General features: G+C 69.7%; 14 protein-coding genes. 4 read left to right on the top strand and 10 right to left on the bottom strand.

All coding sequences use genetic code 11. The features are described from left to right. The first annotated feature begins 192 nt into the window (after positions 1-192). Genes NCG93_RS03860 through NCG93_RS03870 form a run of 3 tightly spaced genes read left to right on the top strand, consistent with a single transcriptional unit; the run spans position 193 to position 2,034 of the window. Positions 193-660 (top strand): MarR family winged helix-turn-helix transcriptional regulator, encoded by a 468-nt coding sequence (locus NCG93_RS03860; RefSeq protein ID WP_194415329.1) that lies wholly within the window; start codon positions 193-195, stop codon positions 658-660. Then, positions 657-1,310: a hypothetical protein gene (locus NCG93_RS03865; RefSeq protein ID WP_194415328.1), complete on the top strand. Its 654-nt coding sequence runs from the start codon at positions 657-659 to the stop codon at positions 1,308-1,310. The genes NCG93_RS03860 and NCG93_RS03865 overlap by 4 nt, the downstream gene beginning before the upstream one ends. 37 nt (positions 1,311-1,347) lie before the next feature. Continuing rightward, positions 1,348-2,034 carry a trimeric intracellular cation channel family protein gene (locus NCG93_RS03870; RefSeq protein ID WP_194415327.1) on the top strand — a complete coding sequence of 229 codons (687 nt, stop codon included), beginning with the start codon at positions 1,348-1,350 and terminating at the stop codon, positions 2,032-2,034. Positions 2,035-2,110: 76 nt separating this feature from the next. Here the strand turns inward: NCG93_RS03870 and leuA are convergent, their stop codons facing one another. Next, entirely contained in the window at positions 2,111-3,871 is a 1,761-nt protein-coding gene (gene leuA, locus NCG93_RS03875) for a 2-isopropylmalate synthase (protein ID WP_194415326.1), read from the bottom strand. Positions 3,872-4,131: 260 nt separating this feature from the next. Here leuA and NCG93_RS03880 point away from each other — a divergent pair, with 260 nt between their 5' ends. Then, positions 4,132-4,761, top strand: a complete 630-nt coding sequence (locus NCG93_RS03880) for a hypothetical protein (protein ID WP_194415325.1) — start codon at positions 4,132-4,134, stop codon at positions 4,759-4,761. Between the two features lie 30 nt (positions 4,762-4,791). On the opposite strand, the gene era is transcribed toward NCG93_RS03880, so the two are convergent. The 9 genes from era to hemW all read right to left on the bottom strand — a co-directional run bounded on the left by era (position 4,792) and on the right by hemW (position 13,371). Next, a complete protein-coding gene (era, locus tag NCG93_RS03885; RefSeq protein WP_194415324.1) occupies positions 4,792-5,754 on the bottom strand; it encodes a GTPase Era in 963 nt (320 codons plus the stop codon). Then, a complete protein-coding gene (locus NCG93_RS03890; RefSeq protein ID WP_194415323.1) occupies positions 5,751-7,100 on the bottom strand; it encodes a hemolysin family protein in 1,350 nt (449 codons plus the stop codon). The genes era and NCG93_RS03890 overlap by 4 nt, the downstream gene beginning before the upstream one ends. Continuing rightward, positions 7,097-7,567: an rRNA maturation RNase YbeY gene (gene ybeY, locus NCG93_RS03895; protein WP_194415322.1), complete on the bottom strand. Its 471-nt coding sequence runs from the start codon at positions 7,565-7,567 to the stop codon at positions 7,097-7,099. The genes NCG93_RS03890 and ybeY overlap by 4 nt, the downstream gene beginning before the upstream one ends. Beyond that, positions 7,564-8,595: a PhoH family protein gene (locus tag NCG93_RS03900; protein WP_206687913.1), complete on the bottom strand. Its 1,032-nt coding sequence runs from the start codon at positions 8,593-8,595 to the stop codon at positions 7,564-7,566. The genes ybeY and NCG93_RS03900 overlap by 4 nt, the downstream gene beginning before the upstream one ends. 70 nt (positions 8,596-8,665) lie before the next feature. After that, complete coding sequence (locus tag NCG93_RS03905; protein ID WP_194415321.1) at positions 8,666-9,013, bottom strand: HIT domain-containing protein; 348 nt, start codon at positions 9,011-9,013, stop codon at positions 8,666-8,668. Between the two features lie 54 nt (positions 9,014-9,067). Beyond that, positions 9,068-9,805: a 16S rRNA (uracil(1498)-N(3))-methyltransferase gene (locus tag NCG93_RS03910; RefSeq protein ID WP_194415320.1), complete on the bottom strand. Its 738-nt coding sequence runs from the start codon at positions 9,803-9,805 to the stop codon at positions 9,068-9,070. Positions 9,806-9,808: 3 nt separating this feature from the next. Next, positions 9,809-10,921 carry a molecular chaperone DnaJ gene (dnaJ, locus tag NCG93_RS03915; RefSeq protein ID WP_194415319.1) on the bottom strand — a complete coding sequence of 371 codons (1,113 nt, stop codon included), beginning with the start codon at positions 10,919-10,921 and terminating at the stop codon, positions 9,809-9,811. 51 nt (positions 10,922-10,972) lie between these two features. Further along, positions 10,973-12,013, bottom strand: a complete 1,041-nt coding sequence (hrcA, locus tag NCG93_RS03920; RefSeq protein ID WP_194415318.1) for a heat-inducible transcriptional repressor HrcA — start codon at positions 12,011-12,013, stop codon at positions 10,973-10,975. A 140-nt stretch (positions 12,014-12,153) separates the two neighbouring features. Continuing rightward, a complete protein-coding gene (gene hemW, locus NCG93_RS03925) occupies positions 12,154-13,371 on the bottom strand; it encodes a radical SAM family heme chaperone HemW (protein WP_194415317.1) in 1,218 nt (405 codons plus the stop codon). Between the last annotated feature and the right edge of the window lie 5 nt (positions 13,372-13,376).

Below are 13,376 nucleotides of genomic sequence, written 5' to 3' on the forward strand. Positions count from 1 at the left end.
GCAGCTGATCGCGCGCGGGGCCGGCGAATCGCGCTGCGGCGACTGTGATGCGTGCGGCCGACCCGCCAACAGGTCAACCGCGCTTCCACTGGTCGTTGGAGCGATTCAATCTCCTGTGGAAGGCGAGTCCCCCTGCGCGCGGAGACTCACGGGGACGGCCGCGCCGTGTAGACATTATGTATACTATTCACTATGTCGGGCACGCAGATCCTGGATTCCCTTCTCGCCCTCTCGCAGGTCCTGGAGGCCGATCAAGCACGCGAGCTCGAGAGGCGGGGACTCACCCAGCCGCGCACGCACCTGCTCTGGGTGCTCTACCAGGGCGGACCGGTGACGCAGGCACACCTCGCCGAGGCGATCGGCGTCACACCGCGCAACGTCACCACGCTGGTCGACGCCCTCGAGGCCACGGGCTTCGCGCGCCGCGAGGCTCATCCCACCGATCGCCGGGCCGTGCTCGTCCACCTCACCGAGCGCGGGCTGTCGATCATGGAGACGATGGATGCCGAGCACGACGCGCTCGGCAGCGACCTGGTCGCCGGGCTCGACGACGAAACGGTGCGCGTGACCGCCGACGCGCTGCAGCACGTGCTGACGACCCTGCAGCGGCTCGTCGCCGAGCACGCCGCGCGACAGGACGAACAGGCCGAACCGTCATGACCGGACCCCGTGCGACCGAGACGACGAGTCCCCCGCCGGTGTCCTTCGGGCACCGCGCCCAGCGCCTCGCCCGGATGGCGCTGCGGGCCGAGATCGGAATCTGGAAGAGCCTCTACCGCTGGCTCTTCCGGCGCCCGCGGGTGCCCGTCGGGGCCACCGGATTCGCTTACCACTCCCCCGTGCTCACGATCCTGGTGATCTTCATCGTGCTCTCGGCGATCGAGATCCCGATCATCGACCTGATCGTCCACGACTGGCCGGCGGTGCGCATCCCTCTCCTCGTCGCGGGGATCTGGGGCGTGACCTGGATGATCGGCCTCCTGCTGGGCTTCCTCACCCGTCCGCACGCCGTCGGTCCTGAAGGCATCCGGGCGCGCTCCGGCGCCGAGGTCGACATCGACCTCCCGTGGGAGTCAGTGGCGAGTGTCGAGAAGTCTCGCGATGTGCTCGAGAAGGCTCCGAAGATCCGCGACGAGCCGCACGGACGCACGCTCGCTCTGCGCATGCAGGACGAGACCAACGTCCTCGTCATCCTCGAGCGTCCGGTGGCGGTGCGTCTCGGCGACACCGCCGACGAGGTCGGCGCCGTGCGGCTCTGGGCCGACGACCTCGACGGCTTCATGACGGCGGTGCGGACGCACATCCCCTGAGTCCGGCCGCGAGCACCGCGTGGACCAGAATGGAGGAGTGGACGAGCCGATCTTCGTGATCCCGCTGTGGGCGGACCTCACCGCCGTCGGACTCGGCGGGATACAGGGTGCGCTCTTCGCCTCGGGCTTCCGGGGCCAACGGCGGCTCGATCTGCTCGGCGTCGCGATCATCGGCGTCGTCGTCGGCATGGGCGGCGGTCTCATCCGCGACCTGCTCCTCAACGTCACCCCCACCACGCTGCAGAGCAACTGGTACCTGCTGACGGCCACCGGTGCGGCACTGCTCGGGATGCTGCTCGCCGGCGTCTTCCAGAGGCTCAACGCCGTCATCGTCGGCCTCGACGCCCTGGTCATCGGTCTGTTCGGCGCCTTCGGAACCAGCAAGGCGCTCGCGCTCGGCCTCCCCCTGGTGCCGGCCGTCTTCGTCGGCGTGTGCGCGGCCGTCGGTGGTGGCATCCTGCGCGACATGATCATGGGCCTCCCCGTGGCGATCATGCACGTCGGCTCGCTCTATGCGGTCGCCGCCGGAGCCGGGTGCCTCGTCCTCGCTGTCGCGAACGCGCTCGGGGTCGATCTGGTCATCGCCGCGATCGTGGGCATCGTGGTGACGACGGTCATCCGGCTGCTCGCCGTGATGTTCGACATCTCCCTGCCGGAACAGCGCGCGCTCTACCGCCGCAAGGTGGCCGTCGAGACCTCGACGATTCCGATCGTCAAGCACTGAGCGGGCTGAAGCCCGCCCGCGCACACCGACGGGCGCGCGCGGGGGTCACCCGCGCGCACCCGTCGACGGTTCGCGCTCAGACGGCCGCGAGGGCCCCGGAGCGCTGCCGCGTGCGGATGGCGCGGTTGACTCCCGACACGATCGCTTTGAGCGATGCGGTCGAGATGTCCGAGTCGATGCCGACGCCCCACAGGCGCTCGCCATCGACCTGCAGTTCGATGTACGCGGCGGCCTGAGCGTCGCCACCGGCGCTGAGGGCGTGCTCGACGTAGTCGTACAGCGTCACGTCGAATCCCTGTGCGCGGACGATCTCGAGGAACGCCGCGACCGGGCCGTTGCCACGGCCTGATGCCTCGAATCGCTCGTCGCCGTCACGCAGCGTGATGTCGAGCGAGACATCGCCCGACAGGTCGCTGCGGGTGCTCGTCGCCAGCAGTTCGAAGCGGCCCCAGCGCTCATCGGCGACCTCCGCCGGCAGGTACTCGTCGGTGAAGATCTTCCAGATCTGGTCGCTCGTGACCTCGCCGCCCTCAGCATCGGTCTTCGCCTGCACGACGCCCGAGAAGTCGATCTGCAGCCGGCGCGGCAGGTCGAGCGAATGGTCGGTCTTCAGCAGGTATGCGACACCGCCCTTGCCCGACTGCGAGTTGACGCGGATAACCGCCTCGTACGAACGACCGAGATCCTTCGGGTCGATCGGCAGGTAGGGAACGGCCCAGTCGATCTCGTCGACGGTGACGCCGGCCGCCGCCGCGCGGGCCTCCATGGCCTCGAAGCCCTTCTTGATGGCGTCCTGATGCGATCCGCTGAAGGCGGTGAAGACCAGGTCTCCCGCCCACGGGCTGCGCTCGTGCACGGGCAGCTGGTTGCAGTACTCGACGGTGCGCTTGACCTGGTCGATGTCGCTGAAGTCGATCTGCGGATCGATCCCCTGTGTCAGCAGGTTGATGCCCAGCGCGACCAGGTCGACATTGCCGGTGCGCTCGCCGTTGCCGAACAGGCAGCCCTCGATGCGGTCGGCGCCGGCCATGTACCCGAGCTCCGCCGCGGCGATCGCAGTGCCGCGGTCGTTGTGGGGGTGCAGCGAGAGGATGACGTTCTCGCGGTGGGCGAGGCGACGGCTCATCCACTCGATCGAGTCGGCGTAGACGTTCGGAGTCGCCATCTCGACGGTCGCGGGGAGGTTGATGATGACCTTGCGCTCCGGCGTCGGCTCGAAGATCTCGATCACCTGGTTGCACACGTCGAGGGCGAACGCGAGCTCGGTGCCGGTGTAGCTCTCGGGCGAGTACTCGTAGAACACCTGAGTCTCGGGAATGCGCTTCTCGAACTCGCGGCACAGCCGCGCGCCCTCCAGTGCGATGTCGGTGATGCCCTGCTCGTCGGTGCGGAACACGACCTCGCGCTGCAGCACGCTGGTCGAGTTGTACAGGTGCACGATGGCCTGTTTCGCGCCGGCGATCGACTCGTACGTGCGCTCGATGAGGTGCGCACGCGCCTGCGTCAGCACCTGGATCGTCACGTCATCCGGGATGAGGTCCTCTTCGATGAGCTGACGCACGAAGTCGAAGTCCGTCTGGCTGGCGGAGGGGAACCCGACCTCGATCTCCTTGTATCCCATGCGCACGAGCAGGTCGAACATGACCCGCTTGCGCTCGGGGCTCATCGGATCGATGAGCGCCTGGTTGCCGTCACGCAGATCCACCGCGCACCAGCGGGGTGCGGTGGTGATGCGCTGGTCCGGCCAGGTGCGGTCGGGCAGTTCGACGGTGATCTGCTCGTGGAACGGCAGATACTTGTGGACCGGCATGCCCGAAGGCTTCTGATTGTTCTTCATGATCGATTGCTTCTCTCGTCTGTCTCGAGCCATCAACCCGATCGGGGTGGCTCGATGCCTGATGATGCGGGCCAGCAGAAAGCTCCGCGACGAGGAAGGCCCTAGAACGAGGTCTCGTCGCGGCGGCTAAGAAGGAGAAGCCCGCCGAAGCGCATGTGACCACGTTACACCCGGTTCCGCGCACGGTGCGAACCGCTCGACGCGGATGCCGCGGCATCCGGTATCCGAGACGACCGCGGTGCACACGACACCATGGGGGTATGAGAGGTCTTCGCCGCCCGCTCGGCATCGCCGCCATCGCCGTGTTCGTCGGGCTCTTCGCCGCCGCGTGCGCGAGCGCCGATCGCGCGAGCACGGCCCCGCCGACGGCGCTCGGTGCGATCACACCGGTGCCGCCCGAGGGCGAGGTCGCGACGACCGGGACGGTGTTGGACGCCGCCGGTGAGGTGCAGCTCTGCCTGGGACCGGTCGCCGAGTCGTACCCGCCGCAGTGCACGGGGATCGCGCTCGAGAACTGGACCTGGGAGGGTGTCGACGGTGCCGAGTCGTCGGGCGACGTGACCTGGGGCGCCTACGCCGTGCGCGGCACCTACGACGGCACGTCGATCACGGTGACGCAGCGCCCCATCCTGCTGGCCCTGTACGACCCGATCCGTCCGGAGGATCCGACGGGCGGCGAGGCGGGCGCCGGCGACGAGGCGACGCTCACGGCCATCCAGGACGAGCTCCCCGACCGCCTCGGGGACGCGTACCTGAACTCGCATCCGCAGGACGGCTGGCTCTGGGTCGATGTCGTCTGGGACGACGGCAGCTGGCAGGATGCCGCGAACGCCGAGTACGGCGACGACACCGTCATCATCCGGTCGGCGATGACGCCGACCGGCGGTTGAACCGGGCGGTCCTGCCGCTCGGCGGCTCTGTCAGAAGCCGAGGCGGCCCAGCTGCTTCGGGTCGCGCTGCCATTCCTTCGCGACGCGGACGTGCAGCTTCAGGAAGACCTTGGTGCCGACCAGTGGCTCGATCTGGGCGCGAGCACGCGCACCGACGTCGCGCAGGCGCGATCCCTTGTGCCCGATGATGATGGCCTTCTGACTGTCGCGCTCCACGATGAGGTTCGCGAAGATGTCGGTCATCGAGCCGGTGTCGCGCTCGGACATGTCCTCGATGGTGACGGCGATGGAGTGCGGAAGCTCGTCGCGCACGCCCTCGAGCGCCGCCTCACGGATGATCTCCGCGATGCGGTCCTCGGTCGACTCGTCGGTGACGACGCCGTCCGGGTAGAGTGCGGGGCCCTTCGGCATGAGCGCGAGCAGCTCGTCGGTCAGCACGTCGAGCTGATCTCGGGTCAGGGCGGAGAGCGGGATGACGGCGGCCCAGTCCTCCCGCAGCTGGTCGACCTCGATGAGCCTCTCGGCGATCTGGTCGCGGGACGCGGCATCCGTCTTGGTGACGATCGCGACCTTCTTCGCCCGGCTGTAACCGCCCAGCGACTCCGCGATGCGCCGGTCACCGGGGCCGACCTTCTCGGTCGCAGGCACGCAGAAGCCGATGACGTCGACGTCGCCGAGCACCTGTTCGACGAGGTCGTTCAGCCGCTGGCCCAGCAGGGTGCGCGGCTTGTGGAGCCCCGGTGTGTCGACGATGACGAGCTGGCCTGTCGGGCGGTTGACGATGCCGCGGATGGCGCGCCGCGTGGTCTGCGGCTTATCGCTGGTGATGGCGACCTTCTCGCCCACCAGCGCGTTCGTCAGGGTCGACTTGCCGACGTTCGGGCGGCCGACGAAGGTGACGAAGCCCGAACGCCCGTCGGCGGGCTCAGAGGATCCGGAAGAGGCGGGGACCGTGGCGGACTCCGGAGCCGGGGTGGCGTCGTTCTCGGTCATGGGGTGTCTTCCTTCTTGGGCAGCCGGATCTCGCCGGTGCGAGGGCTCGGGACGCGGATCTCGCCGGTGCGCGGACGGTCCAAGTCGAGAGTGGGTGCGCCGCGTTCGACGAACACGGTGGAGATGCCGCGTCCGCGTCCGCGTGACGCACCACCGGTGAGTACGAGGCCGGCGTACTCGGCGGTCGCGCCGGGCTGCGGCACGCGCCCCAGCGCCTTGCCCAGGAGCCCACCGATCGAATCGACGTCCTCATCCTCCAGTTCGAGGCCGAACAGGTCGCCGACCTCGTCGAGTCCGAGCCGGGCGCTCACGCGGTAGTGGCCGGGCTCGAGCTCGGTCACCTCCTCCGCGCGAGGGTCGTACTCGTCGGAGATCTCGCCCACGAGCTCTTCGATGAGGTCCTCGAGGGTCACGAGCCCCGACACGCCGCCGTACTCGTCGACGACGAGGCAGACGTGCACGGCGTCGCGCTTCATCTGCTGCAGCAGGGTCTCGGCCTTCATCGATTCGGGGACGAAGACGGCAGGCCGGGCGATGCGGCTGATGGGGGCATCGCGCCAGCCGGACTCGTCGCGGAAGCCGAACTGCACGAGGTCCTTCAGGTAGAGCACCCCCACCACGTCGTCGGCGTCGTCGTCGACGATAGGCACCCGCGACACGCCCTTCTCGAGGAAGATCGACATGGCCTCGCGCGTGGAGGCGGAGGCATCCACCGTCACCATGTCGGTGCGCGGGACCATCACTGCCCGCACGAAGGTGTCGGTGAAGTCGAAGACGGAATGGATGAGCTCACGATCGTCCTGCTCGATGAGCTCGTTCTCGGCCGCCTCGTCGATGATGCTGAGCAGCTGCTCCTCGGACGCGAACGACGAACCACGCGAGCCGCCGGGCGTGATCCGGGTGCCGAGGGCGACGAGGCCGTGGGCGAGCGGACCGAGGATGATCCTCACTCCGCGGATCACCGGCGCCGCGCCCCGCAGCAGACCCTTCGCGTGCAGCCGGCCAAGGGTGCGCGGGCTCGCGCCCACGATGACGTATGACACCCCCGTCATCAGCACCGCGGCGGCGAGCATGGCCCACCAGATGTTGTTGAAGAGATCCGTGAACGCGACGGTGACCAGCACCGCCGCGGTCGTCTCGGCCAGCACACGGATGAAGATCACCGCGTTGGCATGCGCGTCAGGATCGGCCGCGATCTTGCGCAGCGGCTCGGCGTTGCGGTCGCCGGCGGCGAGGTCGGCGAGATCCGCGCGCGACGTCACACTGAGGGCGGCATCGATCGCGACCATCAGTGCCCCGAACGCGAGCAGCAGGGCGGCCGCGATCAGGAGGAGGGCAGCGGTCATGCGCGCGGTCGTCGACGCTCGGTCGCCTGGAAGGAGGTGATGAGCTCGCGCTGCAGTCCGAACATCTCGCGCTCCTCCTCCGGCTCGGCGTGGTCGAAGCCGAGGAGGTGGAGCAGCCCGTGCGTGGTCAGGAGGATGAGCTCGTCCAGCGTCGAGTGCTTGGCTGCCGCCGCCTGCGTCTCAGCCACCTGCGGGCAGAGGACGATGTCGCCGAGCAGCCCGGCGGGCGTGGGGGCGTCCTCGGTGCCCGGACGGAGCTCGTCCATGGGAAAGCTCAGGACGTCGGTCGGACCAGGCTCATCCATCCACTGCACGTGCAGCGCCTCCATCGCGCCCTCGTCGACGAGGAGGATGGCGACATCGGCGTCCGGGCTCACGTGCAGCTCCGCGAAGTGGTGCTCCATGAGCCGCAGCAGCACCGTCTCGTCGACGGCGATCCCAGATTCGTTGCCGATCTCGATGGTCATGAGCGTCCTCGCTTCGGAAGGTGGTCGCGGGGTCCGCCGCTGCGGGGAACGGCGGCGCGCCGCTCTGCCCGGTTGGCGAACTCGGAGGCCTCATCACGCTCACGGCGGGCAGCCAGGCGGTGCTCGTCGTACTCGGTGTACGCGTCGACGATCCGACCTACGAGGGTGTGCCGCACGACGTCGTCGCTGGTGAGGTAGGCGAAATGGATGTCGTCGATCCTGTCCAGCACCCGCGTCACCAGGCGCAGGCCCGATGCGCCCTGAGGCAGGTCGATCTGCGTGATGTCGCCCGTGACGACCATGCGCGTGCCGAACCCCAGGCGGGTCAGGAACATCTTCATCTGCTCGGGAGTGGTGTTCTGCGCCTCGTCGAGCACGACGAACGAGTCGTTCAGGGTGCGGCCGCGCATGTACGCGAGCGGCGCCACCTCGATCGTGCCCGTCGCCATGAGCTTGGGCACGATGTCCGGGTCCATCATCTCGTTGAGCGCATCGTACAGTGGGCGCAGATACGGGTCGATCTTGTCGGTCAGGGTGCCAGGCAGGAACCCCAGCCGCTCCCCCGCCTCCACGGCCGGGCGAGTCAGGATGATGCGGCTGACCTCCTTGCGCTGCAGCGCCTGAACGGCCTTGGCCATCGCCAGGTAGGTCTTGCCGGTTCCCGCCGGACCGATGCCGAACACGATGGTGTTCTCCTCGATCGCGTCGACGTAGGCCTTCTGGCCGAGCGTCTTCGGACGGATCACGCGGCCGCGCGACGACAGGATCGCCTCGCCGAGCACCTCGGACGGCCGCGGGCCGCCCTCGGTGCGCAGGATGCGGTTCGACGAGGTGACGTCCTCCTCGCCGAGCGCGTGGCCGGCCTTGGTCATCGCGAGCAGCTCGTCGACGAGCGACCGGGCTGCCGCGACCGCGTCCGCCTCGCCCGTCAGGGTGATCTCATTGCCGCGCACGTGCACGTCGACACCGGGGTGCTCCCGTTCGACGACCCGCAGCAGGCGATCCTGGGGACCCAGCAGCTGCACCATCGCGACCCCGTCCGCATAGATGCGCTCGGTGGTGCGGGCGCGGTCGCTCACGGCTTCATGACCGTCTTGATCAGGCACCGACACTCTTCTCTTCGAGGCCTCCCGCGAGCACATGGGCGTGCACGTGGAAGACGGTCTGGCCCGCGTTCGGGCCGGTGTTGAAGACGAGGCGGAAATCCCCGTCGGAATGCTCGGCGGCGAGCGTGTTCGCCAGGCCGACGAGCTCGGCCATCAGCTCCGGATCGCCGGCGGCGAGCTCGACGACGTTGCGGTACTCCTCGGTCTTGGGGATCACGAGCAGGTGCAGCGGCGCCTGCGGAGCGATGTCACGGATCGCGAACGCGTTCTCGGTCTCCGCGATGATCTCGGACGGGATCTCTCCGTTGCGGATGCGCGTGAAGATCGACGGCTCGCTCATCCCGCAAGTCTAGCGAGGGGCCGAACCGCGGGCTCGGGTTACCGAGCGGAGCGGTCACCAGCGCGCGATGGCGGTGCTGACGACCGCGAGTGCCGCCGGGCCGGCCGTCGACGTGCGCAGCACGGTATCGCCGAGCCGGACGAGTCGCGCTCCCGCGGTGGCGAGGACGTCGAGCTCGTCGGGTGCGATTCCGCCCTCCGGGCCGACGACCAGCACGATCTCGCCGACGTCGCCCGGCTCGATCACGACGGCGCTCAGCCGCTCGGTCGCCGTCGGCTCGAGGATGAGGACGAGGGATGCCGCGGCCCGCCGCGCGAGCCCGGCCGTCGTGGTCAGCTCCGCCACCTCCGGCACCCAGGCGCGATGAGCCTGCTTCGCGGCCTCCCGCACGATGGTCGTCCACCGGGCGCGGCCCTTGACCGCCTTCGCGGCGTCCCATCGCGAGACGCTCCGCGAAGCCTGCCACGGCACGATCTCATCGACGCCCAGCTCGGTGGCCGCCTGGACCGCCAGTTCGTCCCGGTCGCCTTTCGCGAGCGCCTGCACGAGCACGACGCGCGGACGCGGCTGCGCGGCATCCGTCCGCTCGCGGATGCGCACCACGACCTCCCGCGACGCCACCGACTCGACGAGGCCCGTGAGCCAGGCGCCGCGGCCGTCGCCGACCGTCACCTCCTCGCCGACACGTACCCGTCGAACGCTGGAGGCGTGGTGCGCCTCGGCGCCGGTCAGCGTGACGGCGTCGCCCGGCGCCGCGGAAGCGGGCCCGTCGAGGAGGAAGTGCAGGGCCACCGGCTACCCGTTCCGGAAGCGGTCGCGCAGCTTGGCGAACAGGCCCTGGTGGAACTCCGAGAGACGCGGAGCCGGCGCCTTGGTCCGCTTGGCGAACTCCTCGATCAGGGCGCGCTCCTTGTGATCGAGCCGCGTGGGCGTCACGACGTGTACGCCGACCCTCAGGTCGCCACGCTGCGAGCCGCGCAGGGGCGTGATTCCGCGGCCCTTGATCGTCAGGATGTCGCCTGCCTGCACGCCGGGGCGCACCTCGAGGTCCACCGGGCCGTCGAGCGACTCGATCGTCGTCGTGGTGCCCAGGATCGCGTCGGGCATGGACACCTCGAGGGTGGCCAGCAGATCATCGCCGTCGCGGCTGAACACCTCGTGGGGCGACACCGTGACCTCGATGTACAGGTCGCCGTTCGGGCCGCCGGCGGAACCGACCTCACCCGAGCCGGGCAGCTGCAGTCGGAGGCCCGTCTCGACACCGGCGGGGATGTCGAGCGAGACCGTGCGGCGGGCGCGCACGCGACCCTGGCCCTGGCAGGTCGCGCAGGGGTACGGGATCGTGGTGCCGTAGCCCTGGCACACGTTGCACGGCTGGGTCGTGACGACGTTTCCGAGCAGGCTCCGCACCTGGCGCTGCACGTTGCCGGTGCCGTGGCAGATGTCGCATGTGACGGGGCTCGTCCCCGGCTGGCAGCACGACCCCTGGCAGGTCTCGCACACCACCGCGGTGTCGACGTCGATGTCACGATGCGTGCCGAACACCACGTCGCCGAGCTCGAGCGTGACGCGCACGAGGGCGTCCTGCCCACGCTCCCGCCGCGAGCGCGGGCGCCCTCCGCGCGACCCGCCCGAGGCCCCGAAGAACGTCTCGAAGATGTCGTTGAAGCCGCCGAACCCGCCGGCGCCACCGAACGGCGAGTCGTTGCCGCCCATGTCGTAGCGTGCCCGCTGATCGGGGTCGCTCAGCACGTCGTACGCGTGGGTGACGAGCTTGAAGCGCTCGGAGGCGTCCTCACCGGGGTTCACATCGGGGTGCAGCTGCCGTGCCAGCTTGCGGTACGCCTTCTTGATCTCGTCGGTGGTGGCGTCGCGTGCGACGCCGAGGACCTCGTAGTGGTCAGCCACTTTCGCCTTCCTGCCGCGGCCGTGCCGCGGAATCGATGATGCGCGTCCGCGTCAGCGGGAGTTGTCGTCCTGCTCGAGCATGCGCGTGAGGTAGCGCGCGACGGCGCGGACCGTCGCGAGGTTCGTGGGGTAGTCCATGCGCGTCGGTCCGAGCACGCCGACGCGTGCGAGCGATCCGGTCGCGTCGTAGTCGCTGGCGACGACGGATGCCTCGGCCAGGCCGAACGCCTCGTTCTCCCGGCCGATGCTCGCGGCGAGCCCCTGCTCGTCGGCCACCATCTCGCCCATCAGCCGCAGCAGGGTGACCTGCTCCTCGATCGCCTCGAGAAGGGGGTAGATGCTGCCGCGGAAGTCGGACTCGCTGCGTGCGAGGTTGGCGCTGCCGGCCATCACGAGCTTGTCCTGGCGGAACTCCTCGAGCTCTTCGGCGACCGCGCGCACGATCTCGTCCGTCGCGCGCTCGTGCGCGGGAGCCTGGGCATCCGGCACCTCCAGCCGCTCCGCGATGCGCTGCAGTCCCTCGCGCACCGGGCGGCCGACCAGCAGCGTCCCGAGGCGGGCGCGGATGTGCGCCAGGTCGGTGTCGTCGAAGTCCTCGCCGACGAAGGTCAGTCGCTGAGACACGCGGCCGGTGTCGGTGACGACGATCACCAGCATCCGTCCGCCGCCGAGCTGCACCAGCTCGACGTGCGTGACGTTGGCACGCGCGAACGACGGATACTGCACGATCGCGACCTGGCCGGTGAGCTGCGTGAGTGCGCGGACCGTGCGCACGAGCACGTCGTCGAGGTCGCCCGAGCCGTCGAGGAACGACGCGATCGCCGAGCGCTGGGCCGACGAGAGCGGGCGGATCTCAGCGAGGTGGTCCACGAAGACGCGATAGCCCTTGTCGGTCGGCACGCGGCCCGAGGAGGTGTGCGGCGCGACGATGAGCTCTTCGTCTTCGAGCAGCGCCATGTCGTTGCGGATGGTCGCCGCAGACACGCCGAACGCGTGACGCTCGACGATCGTCTTGCTGCCGACGGGTTCACGCGTGTCGACGTAGTCCTGAACGATCGCACGCAGCACCTGCAGGCCTCGCTCGCTGACCATCCCGCCTCCTCACGCTGCTGTCGGCACCAGGACATCTGGCACTCGCACGACTGGAGTGCCAATTCTATCGGATGCCTCTGTCAGGAGCGGTGAGCGACGCCGGACGAGGCGCCGCACGCCCTCCGCCCGCGTCCGCAGGATCATGCGGTCAGCGCGCGCACGACCGCGTCTGCCAGCAGGCGGCCGCGTCGGGTCAGCACGACGTGGCCTTTCAGCGCGGTCGGGCCGTCGATCAGACCGTCCGCGATGAGCGCGGCGACGGCATGGCGGCCCTCGCCCTGAAGCTCGCCGACCGGAAGCCCCTCACGCACGCGCGTGCGCAGCAGCACGTTCTCGAGAACCCGGGCCTCGGCATCCGGAATCTCGCGTCCGGCGGCGGGCGACTCGCCCGCCGTGAGGCGCTGGGCATAGGCCGCGGGGTGCTTGACGTTCCAGAACCGCACTCCCCCGATGTGACTGTGCGCTCCCGGGCCGAAGCCCCACCAGTCCGAGCCGAGCCAGTAGGCCAGGTTGTGCCGCGAGCGGTGCCCGGTGTCGCGGGCCCAGTTCGACACCTCGTACCAGCCGAACCCCGCGCCCGCGAGCAGGTCGTCGGCGAGCTCGTACATGTCGGCCTGCAGGTCGTCGTCGGGGGCGACTACTTCGCCACGGCGGATCTGGCGCGCCAGCTTCGTGCCGTCCTCGATGATCAGCGCGTAGGCCGAGATGTGATCGGGCTCCAGTGCGATGGCGGCCTCCAGCGACGCGCGCCAGTCCGCGAGCGACTCGCCGGGGGCACCGTAGATGAGGTCGACGCTGACGTCCAAGCCCGCGTCCCGGGCGGCGGACACCGCCGTGCGCACGTTCTCGGGATCGTGCGTGCGATCGAGGGCCGCGAGCACGTGCGGAATCGCGGACTGCATGCCGATCGAGAGCCGGGTGACGCCGGATGCCGCCAGCTCGGCGGCCACCGCCGGCGAGACGGTGTCGGGGTTGGCCTCGACCGTCACCTCGGCACCTTCCACGATGCCGAAGGTCTCGCGGACGCCGTCCAGCATGCGAGCGAGATCGCCCGGGGGCAGCAGCGTGGGCGTGCCGCCGCCGAAGAACACAGTCGTCGCCGGCCGGTTGCCGCCCGCGCGACCGAGCACCTTCGCGGCGAGGTCGATCTCGCGCAGCAGCGTGTCGGCGTACTGGTCCTGGCGTGCGCCCTGCAGCTCCGACGACGTGTAGGTGTTGAAGTCGCAGTATCCACATCGGACACGGCAGAACGGCACATGCAGGTAGACACCGAAGTCCGTCGCACGGTCGATGCGGGTCAGTTCCGGCAGCGAGCCGTCCGCCGGAACGGGCTCGCCCAGCGGCAGCGCGGCGCCCATCAGCG

Origin of the sequence: Microbacterium yannicii, from assembly GCF_024055635.1 — a bacterium.
Classification (GTDB): Bacteria; Actinomycetota; Actinomycetes; order Actinomycetales; family Microbacteriaceae; genus Microbacterium; species Microbacterium yannicii.